This window comes from Pseudomonas yamanorum (assembly GCF_013386765.1).
Taxonomy (GTDB): domain Bacteria; phylum Pseudomonadota; class Gammaproteobacteria; order Pseudomonadales; family Pseudomonadaceae; genus Aquipseudomonas; species Aquipseudomonas yamanorum_A.
The window spans coordinates 24,095-44,234 of record NZ_JACARE010000011.1 but is presented as its reverse complement, the minus strand read 5'-3'; the positions used below and the strand labels follow the sequence as shown (position 1 = coordinate 44,234).

Annotated in this window: 18 protein-coding genes; 10 read left to right on the top strand and 8 right to left on the bottom strand. The window is 62.4% G+C overall.

What is annotated here, in order from left to right; genetic code table 11:
* Positions 1-363 precede the first annotated feature (363 nt).
* From fabB to HX875_RS07945, 5 genes are all read right to left on the bottom strand, one after another.
* Positions 364-1,584: a beta-ketoacyl-ACP synthase I gene (fabB, locus tag HX875_RS07965; RefSeq protein ID WP_177042761.1), complete on the bottom strand. Its 1,221-nt coding sequence runs from the start codon at positions 1,582-1,584 to the stop codon at positions 364-366.
* A gap of 11 nt (positions 1,585-1,595) precedes the next feature.
* Positions 1,596-2,111: a 3-hydroxyacyl-[acyl-carrier-protein] dehydratase FabA gene (fabA, locus tag HX875_RS07960; protein WP_003210552.1), complete on the bottom strand. Its 516-nt coding sequence runs from the start codon at positions 2,109-2,111 to the stop codon at positions 1,596-1,598.
* Between the two features lie 248 nt (positions 2,112-2,359).
* Positions 2,360-4,261, bottom strand: a complete 1,902-nt coding sequence (locus HX875_RS07955) for an ATP-binding protein (RefSeq protein ID WP_177042760.1) — start codon at positions 4,259-4,261, stop codon at positions 2,360-2,362.
* Positions 4,258-5,190, bottom strand: coding sequence for an ABC transporter substrate-binding protein (locus HX875_RS07950; protein WP_177042759.1), 933 nt, complete (start codon positions 5,188-5,190; stop codon positions 4,258-4,260). The genes HX875_RS07955 and HX875_RS07950 overlap by 4 nt, the downstream gene beginning before the upstream one ends.
* A gap of 1 nt (position 5,191) precedes the next feature.
* The gene (locus HX875_RS07945; protein WP_177042758.1) at positions 5,192-7,324 is read right to left on the bottom strand and encodes a TonB-dependent receptor plug domain-containing protein; all 2,133 of its coding nucleotides are present in this window, start codon (positions 7,322-7,324) and stop codon (positions 5,192-5,194) included.
* Between the two features lie 195 nt (positions 7,325-7,519).
* On the opposite strand from HX875_RS07945, the gene HX875_RS07940 reads away from it, so the two are divergent.
* From HX875_RS07940 to HX875_RS07900, 9 genes are all read left to right on the top strand, one after another.
* Complete coding sequence (locus HX875_RS07940; protein ID WP_177042757.1) at positions 7,520-8,545, top strand: NAD(P)H-dependent glycerol-3-phosphate dehydrogenase; 1,026 nt, start codon at positions 7,520-7,522, stop codon at positions 8,543-8,545.
* A 10-nt stretch (positions 8,546-8,555) separates the two neighbouring features.
* Complete coding sequence (locus HX875_RS07935) at positions 8,556-8,903, top strand: DUF4389 domain-containing protein (protein ID WP_177042756.1); 348 nt, start codon at positions 8,556-8,558, stop codon at positions 8,901-8,903.
* Entirely contained in the window at positions 8,900-9,349 is a 450-nt protein-coding gene (gene sixA, locus HX875_RS07930) for a phosphohistidine phosphatase SixA (protein WP_177042755.1), read from the top strand. Before HX875_RS07935 ends, sixA begins: the two co-directional genes overlap by 4 nt.
* A 616-nt stretch (positions 9,350-9,965) precedes the next feature.
* On the top strand, positions 9,966-11,633 hold the full coding sequence (locus HX875_RS07925; protein ID WP_177042754.1) for an AMP-binding protein: 1,668 nt from the start codon (positions 9,966-9,968) through the stop codon (positions 11,631-11,633).
* Positions 11,634-11,664: 31 nt separating this feature from the next.
* Complete coding sequence (locus HX875_RS07920; RefSeq protein ID WP_177042753.1) at positions 11,665-12,108, top strand: hotdog fold thioesterase; 444 nt, start codon at positions 11,665-11,667, stop codon at positions 12,106-12,108.
* Between the two features lie 98 nt (positions 12,109-12,206).
* On the top strand, positions 12,207-13,016 hold the full coding sequence (locus HX875_RS07915) for an alpha/beta fold hydrolase (RefSeq protein WP_177042752.1): 810 nt from the start codon (positions 12,207-12,209) through the stop codon (positions 13,014-13,016).
* Entirely contained in the window at positions 13,013-13,867 is an 855-nt protein-coding gene (locus tag HX875_RS07910) for an alpha/beta hydrolase (protein WP_177042751.1), read from the top strand. The genes HX875_RS07915 and HX875_RS07910 overlap by 4 nt, the downstream gene beginning before the upstream one ends.
* A 102-nt stretch (positions 13,868-13,969) precedes the next feature.
* On the top strand, positions 13,970-14,788 hold the full coding sequence (locus HX875_RS07905; RefSeq protein WP_029615735.1) for a DUF4892 domain-containing protein: 819 nt from the start codon (positions 13,970-13,972) through the stop codon (positions 14,786-14,788).
* 73 nt (positions 14,789-14,861) lie between these two features.
* Positions 14,862-15,923 carry an AI-2E family transporter gene (locus HX875_RS07900; protein ID WP_177042750.1) on the top strand — a complete coding sequence of 354 codons (1,062 nt, stop codon included), beginning with the start codon at positions 14,862-14,864 and terminating at the stop codon, positions 15,921-15,923.
* Positions 15,924-16,058: 135 nt separating this feature from the next.
* On the opposite strand, the gene HX875_RS07895 is transcribed toward HX875_RS07900, so the two are convergent.
* Both HX875_RS07895 and HX875_RS07890 read right to left on the bottom strand, forming a co-directional pair.
* Entirely contained in the window at positions 16,059-17,096 is a 1,038-nt protein-coding gene (locus HX875_RS07895) for a sensor histidine kinase (protein WP_177042749.1), read from the bottom strand.
* A complete protein-coding gene (locus HX875_RS07890; protein ID WP_076015347.1) occupies positions 17,096-17,860 on the bottom strand; it encodes a response regulator in 765 nt (254 codons plus the stop codon). The genes HX875_RS07895 and HX875_RS07890 overlap by 1 nt, the downstream gene beginning before the upstream one ends.
* Before the next feature lie 290 nt (positions 17,861-18,150).
* Here HX875_RS07890 and pyrF point away from each other — a divergent pair, with 290 nt between their 5' ends.
* The gene (pyrF, locus tag HX875_RS07885) at positions 18,151-18,849 is read left to right on the top strand and encodes an orotidine-5'-phosphate decarboxylase (protein WP_177042748.1); all 699 of its coding nucleotides are present in this window, start codon (positions 18,151-18,153) and stop codon (positions 18,847-18,849) included.
* Between the two features lie 139 nt (positions 18,850-18,988).
* Here the strand turns inward: pyrF and HX875_RS07880 are convergent, their stop codons facing one another.
* On the bottom strand, positions 18,989-19,996 hold the full coding sequence (locus HX875_RS07880; protein WP_177042747.1) for an NADP-dependent oxidoreductase: 1,008 nt from the start codon (positions 19,994-19,996) through the stop codon (positions 18,989-18,991).
* Positions 19,997-20,140: the final 144 nt, after the last annotated feature.

Genomic DNA, 20,140 nt, shown 5'->3' with positions numbered 1-20,140 from the left:
TTTGATCTTAGGCGCCCCGTTAAACCACGCTGGCCGAACGCAGGTAGTACGGAGCGGGTAAACCGGCAGGACGCCGGTTTAGCCGCGACGGGGCAGGGACGCCCCGTCGCGGCGGCCCGCTTCGTGCTGCCTGCGTTCGGGCACACCGAGCCTTAGCGAGGTGCCGAGTGGTGGGGCAAGAGCGTTTTGCTTACTTTTGCGCTTTTCAAAAGTGAGCCGCTGTAAGAGCGGAACCCATAGCGGCTCTGACCGCAGAAACGGATATGCCCCCAAACCACCTGCACACCCGGTGCTTTTCAGGGCGCAAAAAAAAACGCCCCGAACCAGTCGGGGCGTTTTCAGGTGATCAACCTGCGGCGGGGATTACTTACCCTGCCAGCGTTTCAGCACCAGGGTGGCATTGGTGCCACCAAAGCCGAAGCTGTTGCTCATCACAGTGTTGATGGTCGCATCTTCACGGGTCTTGGTCAGGATCGGCATGTCAGCCACGTCCGGGTCCAGTTCCTCGATGTTGGCAGAACCTGCCATGAAGTTGCCTTCCATCATCAGCAGGCAGTAGATCGCTTCGTGAACGCCGGCGGCGCCCAGGGAGTGACCCGACAGGCTCTTGGTAGAGCTGATCGCCGGTGCCTTGTCGCCAAATACCGCACGCACACCTTCCATTTCCTTCGAGTCGCCAACCGGCGTCGAAGTACCGTGGGTGTTCAGGTAGTCGATTGGGGTATCAACGGTGGACATTGCCATCTGCATGCAGCGGATGGCGCCTTCACCGCTTGGCGCAACCATGTCGTAGCCGTCGGAAGTCGCGCCGTAGCCGACGATTTCCGCGTAGATCTTCGCACCACGGGCCAGGGCGTGTTCCAGCTCCTCGACCACCACCATGCCGCCACCACCGGCAATGACGAAACCGTCACGCTTGGCGTCGTAGGCGCGGGAAGCTTTTTCCGGCGTTTCGTTGTACTGGGTCGACAGGGCGCCCATGGCGTCGAACAGAAACGACTGGCTCCAATGTTCTTCTTCACCGCCACCGGCAAACACGATGTCTTGCTTGCCCAGCTGGATCTGCTCTACCGCAGTACCGATGCAGTGAGCACTGGTGGCGCAAGCGGAGGAGATCGAGTAGTTCACGCCCTTGATCTTGAACGGCGTGGCCAGGCAGGCGGAAACGGTGCTGCCCATGGTCCGCGTGACGCGGTACGGGCCAACACGCTTGACGCCTTTCTCGCGCAGGATGTCCAGCGCTTCCATCTGGTTCAAGGTCGACGCGCCACCGGAACCGGCGATCAGGCCGGTGCGCACGTTGGACACCTGGTCTTCGCTCAGGCCGGAATCGGTGATTGCGTCCTTCATGGCCAGGTAGGCGTAAGCAGCTGCGTGGCCGACGAAGCGATAGATCTTGCGATCGATCAACTCTTCGAGGGGCAGGTCGATGGAGCCGGAAACCTGGCTACGCAGACCCATTTCGGCATATTCCGGGTTGAAGCGGATGCCAGGGCGACTTGCACGCAGGTTAGCGGAGACGGTCTCTTTGTCATTGCCCAGGCACGAAACGATGCCCAGACCAGTGATAACGACGCGGCGCATGCGGATAACCCTTAAAAGTTGTCAGTGGAAGTGAATACGCCGACCCGAAGGCCTTCGGCAGTATAAATCTCGCGACCGTCGACAGTCACCGAACCATCGGCAATGGCCAGGTTCAGCTTGCCCTTGAGGACGCGCTTGATTTGAATGTTGTAGGTGACTTTCTTGGCGGTCGGCAGGACCTGGCCAAAGAACTTCACTTCGCCCGAACCCAGGGCGCGACCGCGGCCCGGCAGGCCTTGCCAGCCCAGGTAGAAGCCAACCAGCTGCCACATGGCGTCGAGGCCCAGGCAGCCCGGCATCACCGGATCGCCTTCGAAATGGCAGGCGAAAAACCACAGGTCAGGGGTGATATCCAGCTCGGCGACCAATTCACCTTTGCCGTACTTGCCACCCTCTTCGCTGATATGGGTGATGCGATCCACCATCAGCATGTTCGGGGCGGGCAGTTGCGCGTTACCTGGGCCGAACAGCTCACCGCGACTGCAGCGCAGCAGGTCTTCCCGAGTAAAGGCGTTTTGTTTGGTCATGCGAGCTCCTCAATAATCCCATGCGGCAGGGCAGGGCAAATCTTCCCGGCCGACTGAAGCGTTCATGCCTCATGTCGGCAGCCTACACATAGACTATTGCGTTGTAGTGAAAGTCACAGCGTCAAGGTCATGAATGTACACTTGTGCACTGAAATTATAAACCGGGCCGGTTTACGGGCCCGTTCGGGTGCCTAAGACTGCCGCACTTTCGTCTTTCACGCCAGTCGCAGTTGGCTGATGGCGGCCTGCTATTGCACCCATCGTTGTAGGATTTGTTGCAAATCCGTGCGTTTGAACGGCTTTGCCAGGTAATCGTTCATTCCTGCGGCCAGGCAGGCTTCGCGGTCGCCCTGCAAGGCATTGGCGGTGAGGGCAATGATCGGCAGGTCGGCGCACCCGGGCAACTGGCGAATCTGCCGGGTGGCCTCGTAGCCATCGATGCCCGGAAGTCGGCAGTCCATCAGGATCGCGGTAAAGATCAGGCTCTCGGCACTGCGAATCGCTTCGGCACCGTCGGTGGCGATGCTCACCTCGAACCCCAGGCTGCGCAGCATGGCTTCCACCACGGTGCGATTGACCGGGTTGTCTTCCACCAGTAACACGTTGCGCCCTTCGCCCGTGCTGGCACTGCCTTCAGCGTTTGGCGCGAGCACCGGCAGGCTCTGCTGATAGATCGCCAGCGGGATTTCCAGGGTGAACACCGAGCCCTGGCCTTCTTCGCTCTGGGCGCGGAGGGTGCCGCCCATGCGTTCGGCCAGGGTACGGGCAATCGGCAAGCCGAGCCCGGTGCCGCCGTAACGTCTTGAAATGGAACTGTCGGCTTGCTGGAACGCATCGAACATCAATTCCAGGCGCTCGGCCGAAATGCCAATCCCGCTGTCGCGCACGGTGCAGGTGAACCATAGCAATTCATGGTCCAGCGTTTGCCAGTGGGGTTCGACGGTGACGGTGCCGTGCTCGGTAAACTTCAGTGCATTGCCGATCAGGTTCACCAGAATCTGCCGGATGCGGGTCGGGTCGCCTTGTACCTGCAGTGAGCCCAGGCCCTGCGGGATCGGCACCTCCAACGCCAGGCCGCGTTGCTGGGCGGAATGCTGGAAGGCCTGGGCGCAACTGCTGATCAGCTCCACCAGGTCGAACGGAATGTGTTCAAGCTCCAGCGCCGCGCGCTCGATGCGCGAGAAGTCGAGGATGTCGTTGATCACCTTGAGCAGGTGTTCGGTGGACTCCGAGGCCAGCGCCGCGTACTCGGTCTGCTCCTCGGTCATGTCGGTGGTTTCCAGCAGTTGCAGCATGCCCAGCACTCCGTTCATCGGCGTGCGCAACTCATGGCTCATCATCGCCAGGAAGTCCGACTTGGCATTGTTCGCCCGTTCGGCTTCTTCGCGGGTCTGGATCAACTGGGCCATGGCCTGGTGCTGTTCGCGACTGGCCTGGTTCAAACCGTCGGCCAGGTTATTGATGTGGCGCGACAGGTCGCCCAACTCCGAGTCATCGACGATGGGCAGTGGCGTCTGGTAGTCACCCTGCTGGATAGCCTTGACCGCATTGCCCATGGCACTGATTGGCTGCGACAGGCTGGCCGCCAGGCGCCGCGCCAGCAGGAAGGTAAATAGCAGGGCGAACAGCGCGAGAATCCCGGCCTTGAACAGGATTTCCTGCTGGCGCTGACTGAACGCATCGTTGGACATGCCGACAATCACCCGCCCCAGGTAATCCGCGCGGGGCGCCTTGGGCTCTGCGATGCTGTCCTGGAAGAAGTCATTGCCCAGTTGTATGTGTTGCAGACGAATCGGCGCCTGGAACACTTTCACCGACAGCGAACGATCGTGCTTCTCCGACGGCTGCTCGACATACACCAGAATGTTTTCGGAACTGTCCTGAATCTCCAGGAAGCGCACATGGGGCGTGGCCAGGGTCGCCCGCAACAGGCTTTCGAGCACGTCGTTGTTGCCGGAAATCACCCCGTATTCGGTGGCCGGCGCCAGTTGGTTGGCGATCAATTGGCCGGTGTGGTCCAGCTCCTGGCGCAAGTCCTGGATCCGTACGAAGGTAAAAAAGCTGATCAACAGCAGCGTCAGCAGGAGTGCCGGGCCCAGGGTAATGAGCTGGGTTCGGGTGTTGATGTCCCAACGGCGACGAAAGGTCATGGGCGTTTTTCTCCTTCGGCCAGGCGGGCGGCGACGTTGGTTTCGTCCACCTGTTCGATTCCCAGTGAGCGCGCAACCTGCGGGTTGCCCACGACTTTGAAGCGTTCCGGGTAAAGCGAGCGCGGCCAGCTGGACGGTGCATGGTCCAGCAGCCGGTCGAGTACGTTCAGCCAGTCGGTCTGATCGCTGTAGGTGCTGGCCAGGCTGCCGGCCTTGACGAACCCGGCGTTGGGCCCGACCAGCGGCAATTGCCTCGCGTAGCTGCTGAGCAGCAGGTTTTTTGCGGTTTTCGGGTTGTACAACTGGGGATCGTCCAGACCCAGCAGAACGTCGCTGCTCTTGAACAGGCTTTGCAGCGGGCGACTGTCATTAATGTTGTCCCAAAGCTGGGGCACGATCTCAAGGCCCATGGGCGCTGCGTACTGGCGCAGCTCCCTGAGCAGGAATTCGCTGTCGATGCCATAGAGCACGCCGATGCGCCGGGCCTGGGGCAGGATGCCGATGATCAGGCGCAGTTGGCGGTCCAGTGGCGGGTCGCTCCATAACAGGCTGATCTTCGCCGGCAAGCTGTCCCCCAGGCGCTGGCGGGCTTGCAGGCGGCTGATGCGCAGCACCAGTGTCGGCGGGCCCTGGGTGTCTTGCAGGCGCCAGTCGAGGCTGGGCAGGTCCAGCAGGATCAGGCGGGTGCTGGTGGGCAAGTGTGCGGGGGCGGGGAGGTCCTTGAGCGGAGTGAATTTCACGCTGTCTTCGGGGCGCTGTCGGGCCAGGGCCTGCACGAAGGTTTGTACGCCCGGGCCATCTTCTTCGGCGGTCAGCAGGATGTCCGCCGCCCATGCCGGGGCGGCAAACCATAAAATCCCAAGCAACACACAGCACCGCCAGAGTCGGGCGGTAAAGGAGAGGGTCATCCGTGACGGGGCGCGGTTCATGCTAGAACTCTAACTCCGCACTGAAGTAGAGCACGTGGCGCTGGTCATAGTTGTTGTCGGGCCAGGTGGTGGGCTGATTGTCGAGCCGTTGTTGCAACATGCCGGCCAGCTCCACGTTGGCTTTGCCCAGGGCAATGCGCTTGGCCACCCGCAGGTCGACCCGTTCGAAGCGATACTGGTTGAGCGCGTCGTCGCCATAGTAGAACACCGCGCTGGACCAGCCATGGCCCCATTCCCGCATCCAGCCGGCCGAGCCGCTGTTGCGGGCGGTTTGCTGTTTGTCCAGCGGGTTGGTGGCGCTGGCATCCACATAAGCATAGGTGACACGCAGCCGGTCGGCGGTGCTCATGTGCCAGTCGAGCTGGGTTTCGGTGCCGGTAAAGCGCGAGCTGTTCGAGTTACTGGCGATGTACTGGTTGTTGCGCAGCGGCTCGCTGACCATGTCGCTGATTTCGTCGTAGAACAGCTTCACGTCCACGTTCAGCCCGATGTCGGCAAAAAAGCCGTTGTAGCCCAGTTCCCGGGAGCGCATCAGCTCTTTGTCGAGGTTGCCCGGGCCGCGGGTCACCACGAAGTATTGCCCGGAGTTCTGGCCGTAGGCCGGCGAGCTGAGGTTGGTGACGCGGTAGCTCCAGTTGACGTTGTTCTCGAACATGTCCGGGGAGCGGATGGCTTCGGAGTACACCGCGCGCAGGCCGTGGCGCGGGTTGATCAGGTAGTTGACGGCCACCCGGGGCGTCAGCGAGTTGCCGCTCAGGTGGGTGTCTTCGTACATCGCGCCGCCCTGCAGCAGCCAGTGTTCGCTGGCGCGCCACTCCAGGTGGCCGAACAGGCGCCAGGTGGTGTCGTCAATAGTGCCGTTGAAGTAGGTGTCGGAGTCGGCGCGGTCGTAGCGGTAATTCATGCCGCTGACCAGGCGCAGGCTGTCGGACAGGCTGAGGGTGTCTTGCAGCTCCAGGTCGTAGCGGCTTTCCTTGGTGCTTTGGTCGATGTTGCCGCAGACGCTCTGGTTCGCGCCATTACGCCATTGATCCAGGACCTGATTGCCCAATGCCTGTTCGGCGGCACTGCCGGGTGGCGCCGAACCGTTGCTGAACGCATCCATGTGCCGCGCCAGCCGCTCGGCATAGTTGGGGTTGAGCTGCCACAACTGGGTCAGCTCCGGGCTGAACGATACCTTGGCATCGCACGCGCGCCAGATCTGCCGGCGATCCCATTGCTGGGCCGAACCCTGGATATACAGGCTGTGATCGGGGTTGAAATCGAAGTTCCAGCGCAGGGAACCGGCGTAGTCCTTGGCGCTGACGTCGGAATTGGTACCGCCTTCGGTAATCCCGTCGAACACCGGTTGGTAGGTATACGGGCGTTGGTTGGTGCCTTCCTTGGCATCCAGTTGCCAGTCGATGCTTTGTTGCGCGTTCAGGGTCTGGCTCACGGCCAGGCTGAAGCGGCTCAGGCGACGGCTGTCGCGGCGGTCGGCGCCCACGCGGTCGCTGTCAAAGCCATCGTCCTGTTGGCCGGACAGCGAGAGGCGCAGGTCGCCGGTTTCCCAGCCCATGCCTTGGCTGGCGTACCAGTCGTTGATCCCGCGGCCGCCCTGGGTAAGTTTCATGCGGGTGCCGTGGCTGTTGGCCGGCGAGCGGGTGAGGATGTTGACGACGGCCATCAGCGCGTTGGCGCCATAGCTGACGGTGTTGGGGCCGCGGAAGACTTCGATGCGGTCGATGTCTTCGAGGGCCACCGGGATATCGCTCCAGTCCACCGTCGCCAGGCCCGCGCGGTACACCGAGCGACCGTCGATCAGCACCTGCATGCGCCGGGCGTCGCCCGCCTGGGTGCCGTGGTAATTCACGGCGGCCTGGTTGCCGGTGGTGTAGCCGACCATCATCCCTGGCACCAGGCGCAGCAGTTCCGGGATGTCCCGCGCGCCGCTGGCCTTGATCAGCTCGCTGTCGATCACCGTCATGCTGCCGGGCACGGCGGCGGCCGATTGCTTGAGGCGGGTGGCAGTCAGCACCTGCGGCAGCGGTTGGCTGTCGAGGAACAGATCGTCGGCCAGCAACGGAGCACTGCACCACGGCATGCACAACAACGTCAGCAAAAGGGATGAGCGAGGAGGAGGGCCCAAAGACACGGCACGGCCTTGATAATTACGGATAGCCGCCCATGTTAACTGAGGTGGGGCCGTTTGCCAGTCGTCGGCCCTGTAATTACTTCGCACAAATGTCGCATTTTCCGACGAGCGTTTGAATTGACGCAGGGGCTGGCCGCAGGCGGGTCGCTCCGTATAATGCGGCCATCGCCACTGCTATGGATTAACGGATTGCATATGACTGAACAGCGCCCTATTGCGGTCCTGGGAGGCGGAAGTTTTGGTACCGCCGTGGCTAATCTGCTGGCTGAAAATGGTCATCAGGTGCGTCAATGGATGCGTGACCCCGAGCAAGCCGAGGCCATTCGGGTCAACCGGGAAAACCCCCGTTACCTTAAAGGCATCAAGATTCTGCCGGCCGTGGAGCCGGTGACTGATTTGCTGGCGACGCTGAACGAGTGCGACCTGTGCTTTGTCGCGCTGCCGTCCAGCGCCTTGCGTTCGGTGCTGGCGCCCCATGCCGAGCGTCTGGCGGGCAAGCTGCTGGTGAGCCTGACCAAGGGCATCGAGGCGCACACCTTCAAGTTGATGAGCGAAATCCTTGAAGAAATCGCCCCCGAAGCGCGTATTGGCGTGTTGTCGGGCCCGAACCTGGCGCGGGAAGTGGCTGAGCACGCACTGACCGCCACCGTGATCGCCAGTGAAGACGAAGAACTTTGCGAGCGGGTGCAGGAAGTGCTGCACGGTCGCACCTTCCGCGTGTACGCCAGTGCCGACCGCTTCGGCGTCGAACTGGGCGGGGCGTTGAAAAACGTCTACGCGATCATCGCCGGCATGGCCGTGGCGCTGGGCATGGGCGAAAACACCAAGAGCATGCTGATCACCCGTGCCTTGGCCGAGATGACCCGGTTTGCGGTCAACCAGGGCGCCAACCCGATGACCTTCCTTGGCCTGGCGGGCGTGGGCGACCTGATCGTTACCTGCTCGTCACCGAAAAGCCGCAACTATCAGGTAGGTTTCGCCCTCGGCCAGGGCCTGAGCCTGGAAGACGCCGTCACCCGTTTGGGCGAGGTGGCTGAAGGCGTCAACACCTTGAAGGTGCTGAAGGCCAAGTCCCAGGAAGTCGGGGTGTACATGCCGTTGGTGGCCGGTTTGCATGCGATCCTGTTTGAGGGGCGTACCCTGAATCAGGTTATCGAGTTGCTGATGCGGGCTGAGCCGAAAACCGATGTCGACTTTATTTCCACCAGTGGTTTCAACTGAGGAACGCGCGATGAACGATCCGAAAGCAGCACCCAAGTACGAATCCATCGGCCTGCGTGTCCTGTGGATGCTGGTGTTTGCCCTGGTGTGGCAAGTGACGCAGTTTCTGCTGGGGGCGCTGGTGGTGGTGCAACTGGTTTACCGGCTGGTGTACGGCGCGCCGAACCTTGGGCTGATGAATTTTGGTGACAGCTTGAGTCAGTTTTTGGCGCAGATTGGGCGGTTTGGCAGTTTTCACAGTGACCAGAAGCCTTGGCCGTTTGCTGATTGGCCGACGCCCCGCGAGCCTGAAGGTGAGGCTGCTCACAGCGTGCCGCCGGCGCCGCATTCGGCGCGTGATGAGGAACCGAAGCTATGAAAGTGTGGGTATTGCGTCACGGTGAAGCCGAGGGGCATGCGCGCACGGATGCGGAGCGTAATCTCACGGCCCATGGGCGCGAAGAGGTTTTGCGCAGTGCGGCGCATCTGATTGGGCAGCCTGTGCGGGCGATTATTGCCAGCCCTTATGTGCGGGCGCAGCAGACCGCGCAGTTGGTGCGGGAGGCGTTGGGGTTTGAGCCCGAGGTTCGGACGGTGCCCTGGTTGACGCCGGAGAGTAATCCGCTGGAGGTGCTCAAGCATCTCGACAATGACGATGATGTGTTGCTGGTTAGCCATCAGCCGTTTGTGGGCGGGCTGATCAGTTATTTGCAGCATGGGCATTTGCGGCAGCCGCAGCCTATGAGTACGGCGAGTTTGGCGGAGCTGGAGGGGGATTTTCCTTTGGCTGGGTTGATGAGTCTTTTGGGGGTTCGGAATCCTTAGGTGGGGATTGGGTTTGGTATTGAGTACATATCCATTCCTGCGGTAACGGCCACTTAGGGATCCGCTCTTACAGCGGGTCACTTTTGGCAAACGCCCGGAATGCCGGAACGAAGGCCATCGTGGTTAACGGGGCCCGCAGATCAAGAGCACGGCGGCCTGAAAGCCGACCTGAGTGTTAGAAGCAAAGGCAAAAGCCGCTTTTCTGTAGGAGCCGGCTTGCCGGCGAAGAACCTGAGAGCGCCGCGTTCATTCAGGATGCCAGCTTCATCGTTAACGACCATCGCCGGCAAGCCAGCTCCTACAGGGGATCGTGCCCGCTGTAGCTTTTGATCTTGATCTTAGGCGCCCCGTTAAACCACGCTGCCTGCGTTCGGGCACACCGAGCCTTAGCGAGGTGCCGAGTGGTGGGGCAAGAGCGTTCTGCTTACTTTTGACTGGGCCGGCATTCCGGCTGTTCAAAAGTGAGCCGCTGTAAGAGCGGAACCCATAGCAGCCCTGACCGCAGCAACGGATATACCCCCAAAACTTCAGAACTTGCACCCCCCGCGCTCCCATGAAATAGTCCACCCAAGCAAGTGCTTGGTTGGCTACCATCGGAACACAAAGGAGCGCGTCCATGTCTGTCGCTATTCGTTTGCCGCTGCAAGTCTTCTTCGACCGCGAAACCCGCCACCCACGGCAACGATTCCTGGTTCAGCCCATCAAAGGCGGCGAAGTCCAGACCCTCACCTGGGCCGAAGCCGGCCATCAGGCCCGCTGCGCCGCCCACTGGCTGCGAGCCCGCGACCTGCCCCAGGGCTCCCACATCGCCCTGATCTCGAAAAACTGCGCCCACTGGATCATCGCCGACCTCGCCATCTGGATGGCCGGCCACGTCTCGGTCCCGCTCTACCCCAACCTGACCGCCGACTCCGTCGCCCATGTGCTGGAGCACTCCGAAGCCGCCCTGGCGTTTATCGGCAAACTGGACGACTGGCCCTCCATGTCTGCCGGGGTAAAGGCGGACCTGCCGACCATCAGCCTGCCGCTATGCCCCGAAGGCGAATTCGATTTCACCTGGGCCGACCTGCAAACCTGCTCACCGATCCAGGACAACCCCGCGCCTGCAGCCTCTGACCTGGCCACCATCATCTATACCTCCGGCACCACCGGCCTGCCCAAGGGCGTGATGCACAGCTTCGGCGCCCTGGCCTTTGCCGCCATCCGTGGCACTGAATTGTTCGGCCTGGGGGAGGGCGATCGCCTGCTGTCCTACCTGCCGCTGTGCCACGTGGCCGAACGCATGTTTGTGGAAATGGCTTCGATCTACACCGGGCAAACCGTGTTTTTCGCCGAGAGCCTCGACACCTTTCTTACAGACCTCAAGCGGGCACGGCCTACGGCGCTATTCGGCGTACCGCGTATCTGGACCAAATTCCAGATGGGCGTCTACAGCAAAATCCCCGCAAGCCGCCTCGATACCTTGCTGCGCCTGCCCTTCATCGGTAAGCGCGTGGGCCACAAGGTGCTCGCCGGGCTGGGCCTGGACGCCGTGCGTGTGGCGATCTCCGGCGCGGCCCCGGTACCTGAGGCCTTGTTGCTCTGGTATCGGAGATTGGGCCTGGACGTGCTGGAGGTGTACGGCATGACCGAAAGCTGCGGCTATTCCCACGTGTGTCGCCCCGGCCAGCAAAAGCTCGGCTGGATCGGCCCGCCATGCCCGGACGTTGAAGTGCGCATCGGTGACGACGGCGAAGTCCAGGTGCGCAGCGGCGCGACCATGCTCGGTTATTTCAAGGACCCGGAAAAAACCGCCGAAACCATCACCGCCGACGGCTTCCTGTGCACCGGCGACAAGGGCGAGCAGGGCGCCGATGGCCGCCTGCGGCTGACCGGCCGGCTCAAGGAAATCTTCAAGACCAGCAAAGGCAAATACGTGGCCCCGGCACCGATTGAAAACCGCCTGGCCGAGCATGCGCGTATCGAACAGGTGTGCGTGGTGGGCGATGGCTTGAGTGCGCCCATGGGCCTGTGCGTGTTATCCGAGGTGGGCCTGCAAGATGCTGCTGGCACGGGTCGCCAGGCTTTGCAGGGCAGTCTCGAACGCTTGCTGGAAGAGGTTAACCAGGTGCTGGATAAACATGAGCGCTTGCGCCAACTGGTGGTGGTGAAAGACAGTTGGGCGGTGGAAAACGGGTTCCTCACGCCGACCTTGAAGATCAAGCGCAACGTGATTGAATCTGCCTACGGGTCGCAGTTTCATGCCTGGAGCGAGCGCTCCGAGGCCGTGCTGTGGCAGGATTGAGCACTGACATAACACCAATAAGGACCGATCAATGAGCCTGTGGCGCACTCAACCCAATATCGAACAACTCAATGCGAGCCAGAAAAACACCATCGGTGAAGTACTGGATATTCGCTTTGAAAGCTTTGACGACGAGTCCCTGACCGCCAGCATGGTGATCGACCACCGCACCCATCAACCCTACGGCCTGCTGCACGGCGGCGCGTCGGTGGTGCTGGCGGAATCCGTGGGCTCCATGGCCAGTTACCTGTGCATCGATGCCAGCAAGTTCTATTGCGTGGGCCTGGAAATCAACGCCAACCACTTGCGCGGCCTGCGCAGCGGGCGGGTGACGGCAGTGGCCAAGCCGATTCATATCGGGCGCACCACCCATGTGTGGGATATCCGCCTGACCAGCGATGAAGGCAAGGCCAGCTGTGTGTCGCGCCTGACCATGGCCGTAGTGCCGCTGGGCGAGAACCCGCCGGCTCGATAGGCATGGCGTGAGTGTCATCATTCCTGGCAGTTACAGTCATTGCCGTGACTGCCCGGTCTGGGGAGAATCAACGCTCTGTTTACGGTGATGGATCAGGTATGTCGCAGCACGTGTTTTTCGCCCACGCCAATGGCTTTCCTTCGGCGACCTACGGCAAATTGTTTGCCGCCCTGGCCCCGGAGTACGCCGTCGCGCATTTGCCGCAGCACGGTCACGACCCAAGGTTTCCGGTGGATGACAATTGGCAGAACCTGGTGGACGAACTGATCCACCACCTTGAGCAGCAGCCGGAGCCGGTGTGGGGCGTGGGCCATTCGTTGGGTGGCGTGCTGCACCTGCATGCGGCCATGCGCTGCCCACAGTTGTATCGCGGGGTGGTGATGCTCGACTCCCCGGTGCTGACGCTGGCCGATCGCTGGGTGATCCGCGCGGCCAAGCGCTTCGGCTTTATCGACCGGTTGACGCCGGCGGGCCGCACCCTGGGCCGGCGTGAAGAGTTCGCTGACCTTGCGGCTGCGCGTCAGTACTTCGCCGGCAAGACCCTGTTTCGAGGCTTTGATCCCGAATGTTTCGACGCTTACCTGCAACACGGCCTGGAACCGGTGGGCGATCGTCTGCGCCTGCGCTTTGATCCGGCCACCGAGATCAGCATCTACCGCGGCGTGCCCCACACCAGCCCTGGCCAGGCCCGGCAGTTGAAAGTGCCACTGGCGGTGGTGCGTGGCCGCCAGAGCCGGGTGGTGATGCGTCACCATGCCAGCGGCGTGGGGCGCATGCCCATGGGCGAAATGCTGACCATGCCCGGTGGCCACATGTTTCCCCTCGAACGCCCCCAGGACACCGCGACCTTGATCAAAAACCTGTTTACCCGTTGGGAAGCCCGCCAGCGCGAGCGCAGTTGCGCATGACCGCGCCCGTCGAAGAAGTCCGCCTGGCGCTGCCGCACATCGAGTTGGCGGCCCACTTGTTCGGCCCCGAAGACGGCCTGCCGGTCATCGCCCTGCACGGCTGGCTCGACAACGCCAACAGCTTTGCCCGCCTGGCCCCGAAGCTTAATGGCCTGCGCATTGTCGCCCTGGACATGGCCGGCCATGGTCACTCGGCCCATCGCCCGGTCGGCGCCGGGTATTCCCTGTGGGATTACGTCCACGATGTGCTGCAAGTGGCCGAGCAACTGGGCTGGAAACGTTTTGCATTACTTGGCCACTCCCTCGGCGCCATCGTTTCCCTGGTGTTGGCCGGCGCCTTGCCGGAGCGGGTAACGCACCTGGGATTGATTGACGGCGTGATCCCGCCGACCGGCACTGCAGATAACGCCGCCGAACGCCTCGGCATGGCGTTGCAGGCGCAACTGGCCCTGCAAGACAAGCGCAAACCGGTGTACACCACCCTTGACCGTGCGGTGGAAGCGCGGATGAAAGGCGTGGTGGCGGTCAGTCGCGAGGCCGCGGAGTTGCTGGCCCAGCGTGGCCTTATGCCGGTGCCGGGCGGTTACACCTGGCGCAGCGACAGCCGCCTGACCCTGGCTTCCCCCATGCGTCTGACAGAAGAACAGGCGATGGCGTTCGTGCGCCGGGTCGGCTGTCCGACACAGCTGGTGGTCGCCGAAGACGGCATGCTGGCGAAACATTCCGAATTGCTTTCCGGGCTGCCGTTCCAGGTGACCACGTTACCTGGTGGCCATCATTTGCACCTGAACGACGAGCCAGGGGCTACCCTTGTTGCAGACTGTTTCAATCGGTTCTTCTCCACGCCTTGACTTGGCGGGGTCAACTGCCGAGGCTGGGCGGATCGAAAGGGAGTCAACCATGAACAATCTCAACACCGCAGCGCACCCCAATGGCCAGGGCGCGCTGATCCGATGAGTATGCCGAAGGGATTTATCCGTATTCTGGGGCTGTGCTGTTTCAGCCCGCTGGTGTTCGCCGCTGACGTACCGGGTAGCCAGGACTTGCCCGCCGTGGCCCGTCAGGTCGACGCACAGATCGTCGACTACCGTCCCGCCGAAGAGAAAGAGCGCATCTACCCGCTGGGCTCGATCCGCAAGATCAGCGGCCAACTGCGCTATGAAGGCCAGGCCACCGCTCGCGGATTAAACACGGCCATCACCTACGAACTGCCCGCCGAACACACCTCCAGCGCCGCCTTTACCGCCACCCGCGAAGCTTTGCAGGCCCAGGGCGCACAATTGCTGTTCTGGTGCCAGGCCCGGGATTGCGGCGAAAGCAGCCTGTGGGCCAATGAGGTGTTTGGCAACGCCAAGCTGGTAGGCGCCGATGGCCAGCAGGAATACCTGTTGCTGCGCCTGGCTGCTCCCCAGGACAACTCCCTGGTCGCGCTGTACGGCATCACCCGGGGCAATCGCCGGGCCTATCTGCATGTGGAACAATTGGACGCCAGTGCGCCATTGGGCGACTTGCTGCCAACCTCCGCCACACTGCTGCGGGAGCTGAAGAGCACCGGTGAGCTGGACTTCCCCAAGCTGGGTGCCGAACCTGACGCCACCTGGCTCACCCTGATTTCCCGTGGATTGAACCTGGACGCCACCTTGCGGGTCAGTTTGACCGGGCCCACCGCCGAGGCGTGGCGCCAGGGCTTGATCGATCAGGGCGTACGTGCGGCCCGCCTGGAAACCGGCACCGCCGAAGCCAAGGGTTTACACCTGCATCTGATACGCTGACCGTTCCAGGGCGAACGGACCCGCGCCGTTCGCCTAAGCTCTTCCTCTTACAGACTTCTTTTCGAGAAACCACATGCTCAATAACGATCGCCTGCTGGTGCAGATCCTGCTGCTGGTGTTGTTTGGTGCCAGCTTCTGGGTGATGGCGCCGTTCTGGTCGGCGCTGTTCTGGGGCGCGGTGCTGGCGTTTGCCAGTTGGCCGGTGATGCGCCTGCTGACCCGTTGGCTGGGCGGGCGCGAATCCCTGGCGGCCGGCATCCTGACCCTGGTCTGGATGCTGTTGGTGGCATTGCCGCTGGTATGGCTGGGGTTCAACCTGGCCGACCATGTGCGTGATGCCGTGGGCCTGATCAAGGATATCCAGGTGGATGGCTTGCCCGAGGCGCCAGCGTGGCTCGGCTCCATTCCTTTCGTCGGCGAGCGGTTGGTGGCGATGTGGGACAGCATCGACCAGCAGGGCGCGGCGCTGATGGTCAGCCTCAAGCCGTACCTGGGGCAGGTGGGCAACTGGTTGCTGGCCCGCAGTGCGCAGATCGGCGGCGGCATCCTGGAGCTGACCCTGAGCCTGGTATTCGTGTTCTTTTTCTACCGGGACGGGCCGCGTCTGGCGATGTTCGTGCACCGCTTGCTGGAACGTTTGATCGGCGAACGTGCCGGTTATTACATCGAACTGGTGGCGGGCACCGTGCAACGCGTGGTGAATGGCGTGATCGGCACCGCAGCCGCCCAGGCGGTGCTGGCGCTGATCGGCTTCCTGATTGCCGGGGTGCCGGGGGCGCTGGTGCTGGGCATCGTGACGTTCCTGCTGAGCCTGATTCCCATGGGGCCACCATTGGTGTGGATCCCGGCCACAGCGTGGCTGGCCTGGAAGGGCGACTACACCTACGCGGTGTTTCTCGGGGTATGGGGCACGTTTATCATCAGCGGCGTGGACAACGTGCTCAAGCCGTACCTGATCAGCCGTGGTGGCAACCTTCCGCTGGTGATCGTGCTGCTGGGGGTGTTTGGCGGGTTGATCGCGTTCGGCTTCATCGGCCTGTTTATCGGCCCGACATTGCTGGCAGTGGCGTATAGCCTGCTGACGGACTGGAGCGCCAGCCAGGCTCAAGTGCGGCGGGAAGATAAAGCCGGCTGATTGGCGAGGATTTTGAGGCGGCTGCAGATTAATGTGGGAGCTGGCTTGCCTGCGATGGCATCTACCGGGTGTGCCTGACACACCGAGGTGTCTGCATCGCAGGCAAGCCAGCTCCCACAGTGATGGGTGTGTGGCTCAAGCCCTCGGCAACCACATCACGGCCGTTAGGCCACCGCCTGGGGTTTCCTCCAGGCTCAACCGCCCACCGAGGCGTTCCACCGCTTCCTTGGAAATCGTCATCCCTAAACCCACGCCGCCGGAGTTCCGGTTGCGTGAGCCTTCCAGCCGATAAAACGGCTCAAACACCGCCTCGCGTTTATCCGCCGCAATCCCCGGCCCATGGTCGATCACCTTGACCACCAGCGCCTGGGGGCTGTCCGCCAGTTCGATACGGGCGGTGCCGGCATAGCGCAGGGCGTTGTCGATCAGGTTGTTGAGGCACGAACGCAGGGCCATCGGTTGCACCTGCAGCGGCGCGCATTCACCACTGCATTGCACGTCGGAGCCACGGTCCTGGGCGTTTTCACTCAAGGACTCCACTAATGCCTGCACGTCCAGCCAATGCCGGGTTTCGCTGGTGCGTTGTTCGTGCAGGTAGCTCAGGGTGGCGTCGAGCATGCCGATCATGTCGTCCAGGTCCTGGCGCATCTGGCCCTGCAGCTTGGTGTCTTCGATCTGTTCCAGGCGCAGCTTGAGCCGCGATAGTGGCGTGCGCAGGTCATGGGACACGGCGCCGAGCATGCGGGCACGCTGGGTGACCTGTTCACGGATGCGTTTTTGCATCAGGTTAAAGGTCGACGCCGCCTGCCGTGCTTCCCGTGGGCCGGACTCGTTCAACGGCGGGCTGTCGAGGTCCAGGCTCAGGCGCTCGGCCGCCGCACTCAGACGCTGGATCGGCCGGCTGAGCAGCTTGGCGCCGTACCAGGCGGCGATGATCAGTGAGAAGAACTGGAAAGTCAGCGGCACCACGGGCCCGCCGAACCAGGGCCTGTGATGCTCCTTCGGCGCTGGCGTGAGGGTGCCGTCCGGTTGCTCGATGAAGGTCTCGCGGGGCGGTGGCGGCGGCGGGCCGTAGTGGTGAAACCAGAAAAATGCCAGCACGTGGGCCAGCACAATCGCCACCAGCAACACACCGAACAGCCGCCCGAACAGGGTGTTGAAGGCGTTGCGCATCAGCCAATATCCCGGGCGTCGAACAGATAGCCTTCACCGCGTACGGTCTTGATCAACTGCGGTGCCTTCGGGTCGTCGCCGAGCTTTTGGCGCAGCCGCGAGACCAGCAGGTCAATGCTGCGGTCAAAGGCTTCGATGGAGCGACCGCGGGCCGCGTCCAGCAGTTGTTCGCGGCTCAGCACCCGGCGCGGGCGTTCGATAAACACCCACAGCAAGCGGAACTCAGCGTTGGACAGCGGCACAACCAGGCCATCATCGGCCACCAGTTGGCGCAGCACGCTGTTGAGGCGCCAGTTGTCGAAGCGGATATTCGCCCGTTGCTCGGTGCGGTCATCCCGTACCCGGCGCAGGATCGTCTGGATGCGTGCCACCAGCTCGCGGGGCTCGAAGGGCTTGGACATGTAGTCGTCGGCCCCCAACTCCAGGCCGATGATGCGGTCGGTGGGTTCGCAGCGGGCGGTGAGCATCAGGATCGGGATGTCCGATTCCGCCCGCAGCCAACGGCACAGCGACAGGCCGTCTTCGCCCGGCAGCATCAGGTCGAGCACCACCACGTCGAAGGTCTCGGCTTGCATGGCCTGGCGCATTGCGGCGCCGTCGGTCACGCCGCTGGCGAGAATGTTGAAGCGCGCCAGGTAATCGATCAGCAGTTCGCGGATCGGCACGTCGTCGTCGACGATCAGCGCGCGGGTGTTCCAGCGCTTGTCTTCACCCACAAGCGAGCCTTTTTGATCGTCATTCAGCGCAGGAGTCAGGGTTTGCATGGTGCGATCATCTACCTGGTGGGCCGCCGGACCGAAGATCGGCGGCGAGGTTGTTGCGTTCAGCATAGGCGCCCAGCCTCGGGGCTGGAAGTTCTGTACGGCGGTTCACGTGTGCGAGGCTAATCTTCGGGGGTATTGCAGGCATGTCGGGAATGTATCAGTTCCGACACAATTGCCCGAGAGCCCGCAATCTGGCGGCTAAATCGCGAATTACCGATCATCGGATCCCGCAAACGCGCTGCTTGCGCTACAATCCGCGCCGATTTCGACTTGCCTGAGAGCCCATTCCAATGTCCGTCTGCCAGACTCCTATCATCGTCGCCCTGGATTACCCCACTCGTGACGCCGCACTGAAGCTGGCTGACCAGTTGGACCCCAAGCTTTGCCGGGTCAAGGTCGGCAAGGAACTGTTCACCAGTTGCGCCGCGGAAATTGTCGGCACGCTGCGTGACAAAGGCTTCGAGGTGTTCCTCGACCTGAAATTCCACGACATCCCCAACACCACCGCGATGGCGGTCAAGGCCGCCGCCGAAATGGGCGTATGGATGGTCAATGTGCACTGCTCCGGCGGTTTGCGCATGATGGCTGCGTGCCGTGAAGTGCTTGATCAGCGCAACGGCCCCAAGCCGCTGCTGATTGGCGTGACCGTGCTGACCAGCATGGAACGTGAAGACCTGGCCGGCATCGGCCTGGACATCGAGCCACAGGAACAAGTGCTGCGCCTCGCGGCCCTGGCGCAAAAGGCCGGCCTGGACGGTCTGGTGTGCTCGGCCCTGGAAGCCCAGGCATTGAAGACCGCCCACCCGTCGCTGCAACTGGTGACCCCGGGGATTCGTCCGGCGGGCAGCGCCCAGGACGACCAACGTCGCATCCTGACCCCGCGCCAGGCCCTGGATGCCGGTTCCGATTACCTGGTGATCGGACGCCCGATCAGCCAGGCGGCCGACCCGGCCAAGGCGCTGGCGGCGGTGGTTGCCGAGATCGCCTGACTAAAGCGGCCACGGTCTCTGGGGGAGCTGGCTTGCCTGCGATAGCATCGCCTCGGTATCACTGAAACACCGAGTCGCCTGCATCGCGGGCAAGCCCGGCTCCCACATTAACCGGGTGTGCAGAACGATCTGCGGTGTGTCAGCTGACTTTCAGCACCAACTTCCCAAAGTTCTCACCGTTGAACAGTTTCATCAGCGTTTCCGGGAACGTTTCCAGTCCTTCGACGATATCTTCCTTGCTCTTGAGCTTGCCCTGCGCCATCCAGCCGGCCATCTCCTGCCCGGCAGCGGCGAAGTTCGCCGCGTGGTCCATCACCACAAACCCTTCCATGCGCGCCCGATTGACCAGCAATGACAGGTAGTTGGCCGGCCCTTTGACGGCTTCCTTATTGTTGTACTGGCTGATTGCACCGCAAATCACCACGCGGGCTTTCAACGCCAGGCGGCTGAGCACGGCGTCGAGGATGTCCCCGCCGACGTTATCGAAATACACGTCCACGCCTTTCGGGCATTCGCGCTTGAGGCCGGCGTGCACGTCTTCGTTCTTGTAGTCGATGGCCGCATCAAACCCCAGCTCATCCACCAGGAACTTGCATTTGTCGGCGCCGCCGGCAATGCCCACAACGCGGCAGCCTTTGATCTTGGCAATCTGCCCGGCAATGCTGCCCACCGCACCGGCCGCGCCGGAAATCACCACGGTTTCGCCGGCTTTGGGGGCGCCGGTGTCCAGCAGGGCGAAATAGGCGGTCATGCCGGTCATCCCCAACGCCGACAGGTAGCGCGGCAACGGTGCCAGTTTCGGATCGATCTTGTAGAAACCTCGCGGCTCGCCGAGGAAGTAATCCTGCACGCCTAGGGCACCGTTGACGTAATCCCCCACGGCAAATTTCGGGTTGTTCGAAGCGATCACCTTGCCTACGCCCAGGGCGCGCATGACCTCGCCGATTCCTACCGGCGGAATGTAGGATTTGCCCTCGTTCATCCAGCCACGCATCGCCGGGTCCAGGGACAGGTATTCGTTGTGCACCAGCACCTGCCCGTCCTGGGGCGTGCCCACCGGCACTTCCTGGTAGGTGAAGGTGTCCCGCGTGGCAGCGCCGACCGGGCGTTTGGCGAGCAGGAATTGGCGGTTGGTCTGGGCAGTCATGGCAGGGACTCTTGGGAAATGGACCTTGAGTGATAGACCCTTCGGGCCGCAGCGGCAAGGTGCGCGGCACCTGCGAATGCCCGTCGATCCACTCTGATGATAGTGAGGCCGGTGGTGTTATCACTGCGGCTCATGGGTCGCCAA

Coding starts and splice junctions, on each gene's coding strand:
- fabB (WP_177042761.1), bottom strand. CDS start 1,584: ATGCGCCGCGTCGTTATCACTGGTCTGGGCATCGTTTCGTGCCTGGGC.
- fabA (WP_003210552.1), bottom strand. CDS start 2,111: ATGACCAAACAAAACGCCTTTACTCGGGAAGACCTGCTGCGCTGCAGT.
- HX875_RS07955 (WP_177042760.1), bottom strand. CDS start 4,261: ATGACCTTTCGTCGCCGTTGGGACATCAACACCCGAACCCAGCTCATT.
- HX875_RS07950 (WP_177042759.1), bottom strand. CDS start 5,190: ATGAACCGCGCCCCGTCACGGATGACCCTCTCCTTTACCGCCCGACTC.
- HX875_RS07940 (WP_177042757.1), top strand. CDS start 7,520: ATGACTGAACAGCGCCCTATTGCGGTCCTGGGAGGCGGAAGTTTTGGT.
- HX875_RS07935 (WP_177042756.1), top strand. CDS start 8,556: ATGAACGATCCGAAAGCAGCACCCAAGTACGAATCCATCGGCCTGCGT.
- sixA (WP_177042755.1), top strand. CDS start 8,900: ATGAAAGTGTGGGTATTGCGTCACGGTGAAGCCGAGGGGCATGCGCGC.
- HX875_RS07925 (WP_177042754.1), top strand. CDS start 9,966: ATGTCTGTCGCTATTCGTTTGCCGCTGCAAGTCTTCTTCGACCGCGAA.
- HX875_RS07920 (WP_177042753.1), top strand. CDS start 11,665: ATGAGCCTGTGGCGCACTCAACCCAATATCGAACAACTCAATGCGAGC.
- HX875_RS07915 (WP_177042752.1), top strand. CDS start 12,207: ATGTCGCAGCACGTGTTTTTCGCCCACGCCAATGGCTTTCCTTCGGCG.
- HX875_RS07910 (WP_177042751.1), top strand. CDS start 13,013: ATGACCGCGCCCGTCGAAGAAGTCCGCCTGGCGCTGCCGCACATCGAG.
- HX875_RS07905 (WP_029615735.1), top strand. CDS start 13,970: ATGAGTATGCCGAAGGGATTTATCCGTATTCTGGGGCTGTGCTGTTTC.
- HX875_RS07900 (WP_177042750.1), top strand. CDS start 14,862: ATGCTCAATAACGATCGCCTGCTGGTGCAGATCCTGCTGCTGGTGTTG.
- HX875_RS07895 (WP_177042749.1), bottom strand. CDS start 17,096: ATGCGCAACGCCTTCAACACCCTGTTCGGGCGGCTGTTCGGTGTGTTG.
- HX875_RS07890 (WP_076015347.1), bottom strand. CDS start 17,860: ATGCAAACCCTGACTCCTGCGCTGAATGACGATCAAAAAGGCTCGCTT.
- pyrF (WP_177042748.1), top strand. CDS start 18,151: ATGTCCGTCTGCCAGACTCCTATCATCGTCGCCCTGGATTACCCCACT.
- HX875_RS07880 (WP_177042747.1), bottom strand. CDS start 19,996: ATGACTGCCCAGACCAACCGCCAATTCCTGCTCGCCAAACGCCCGGTC.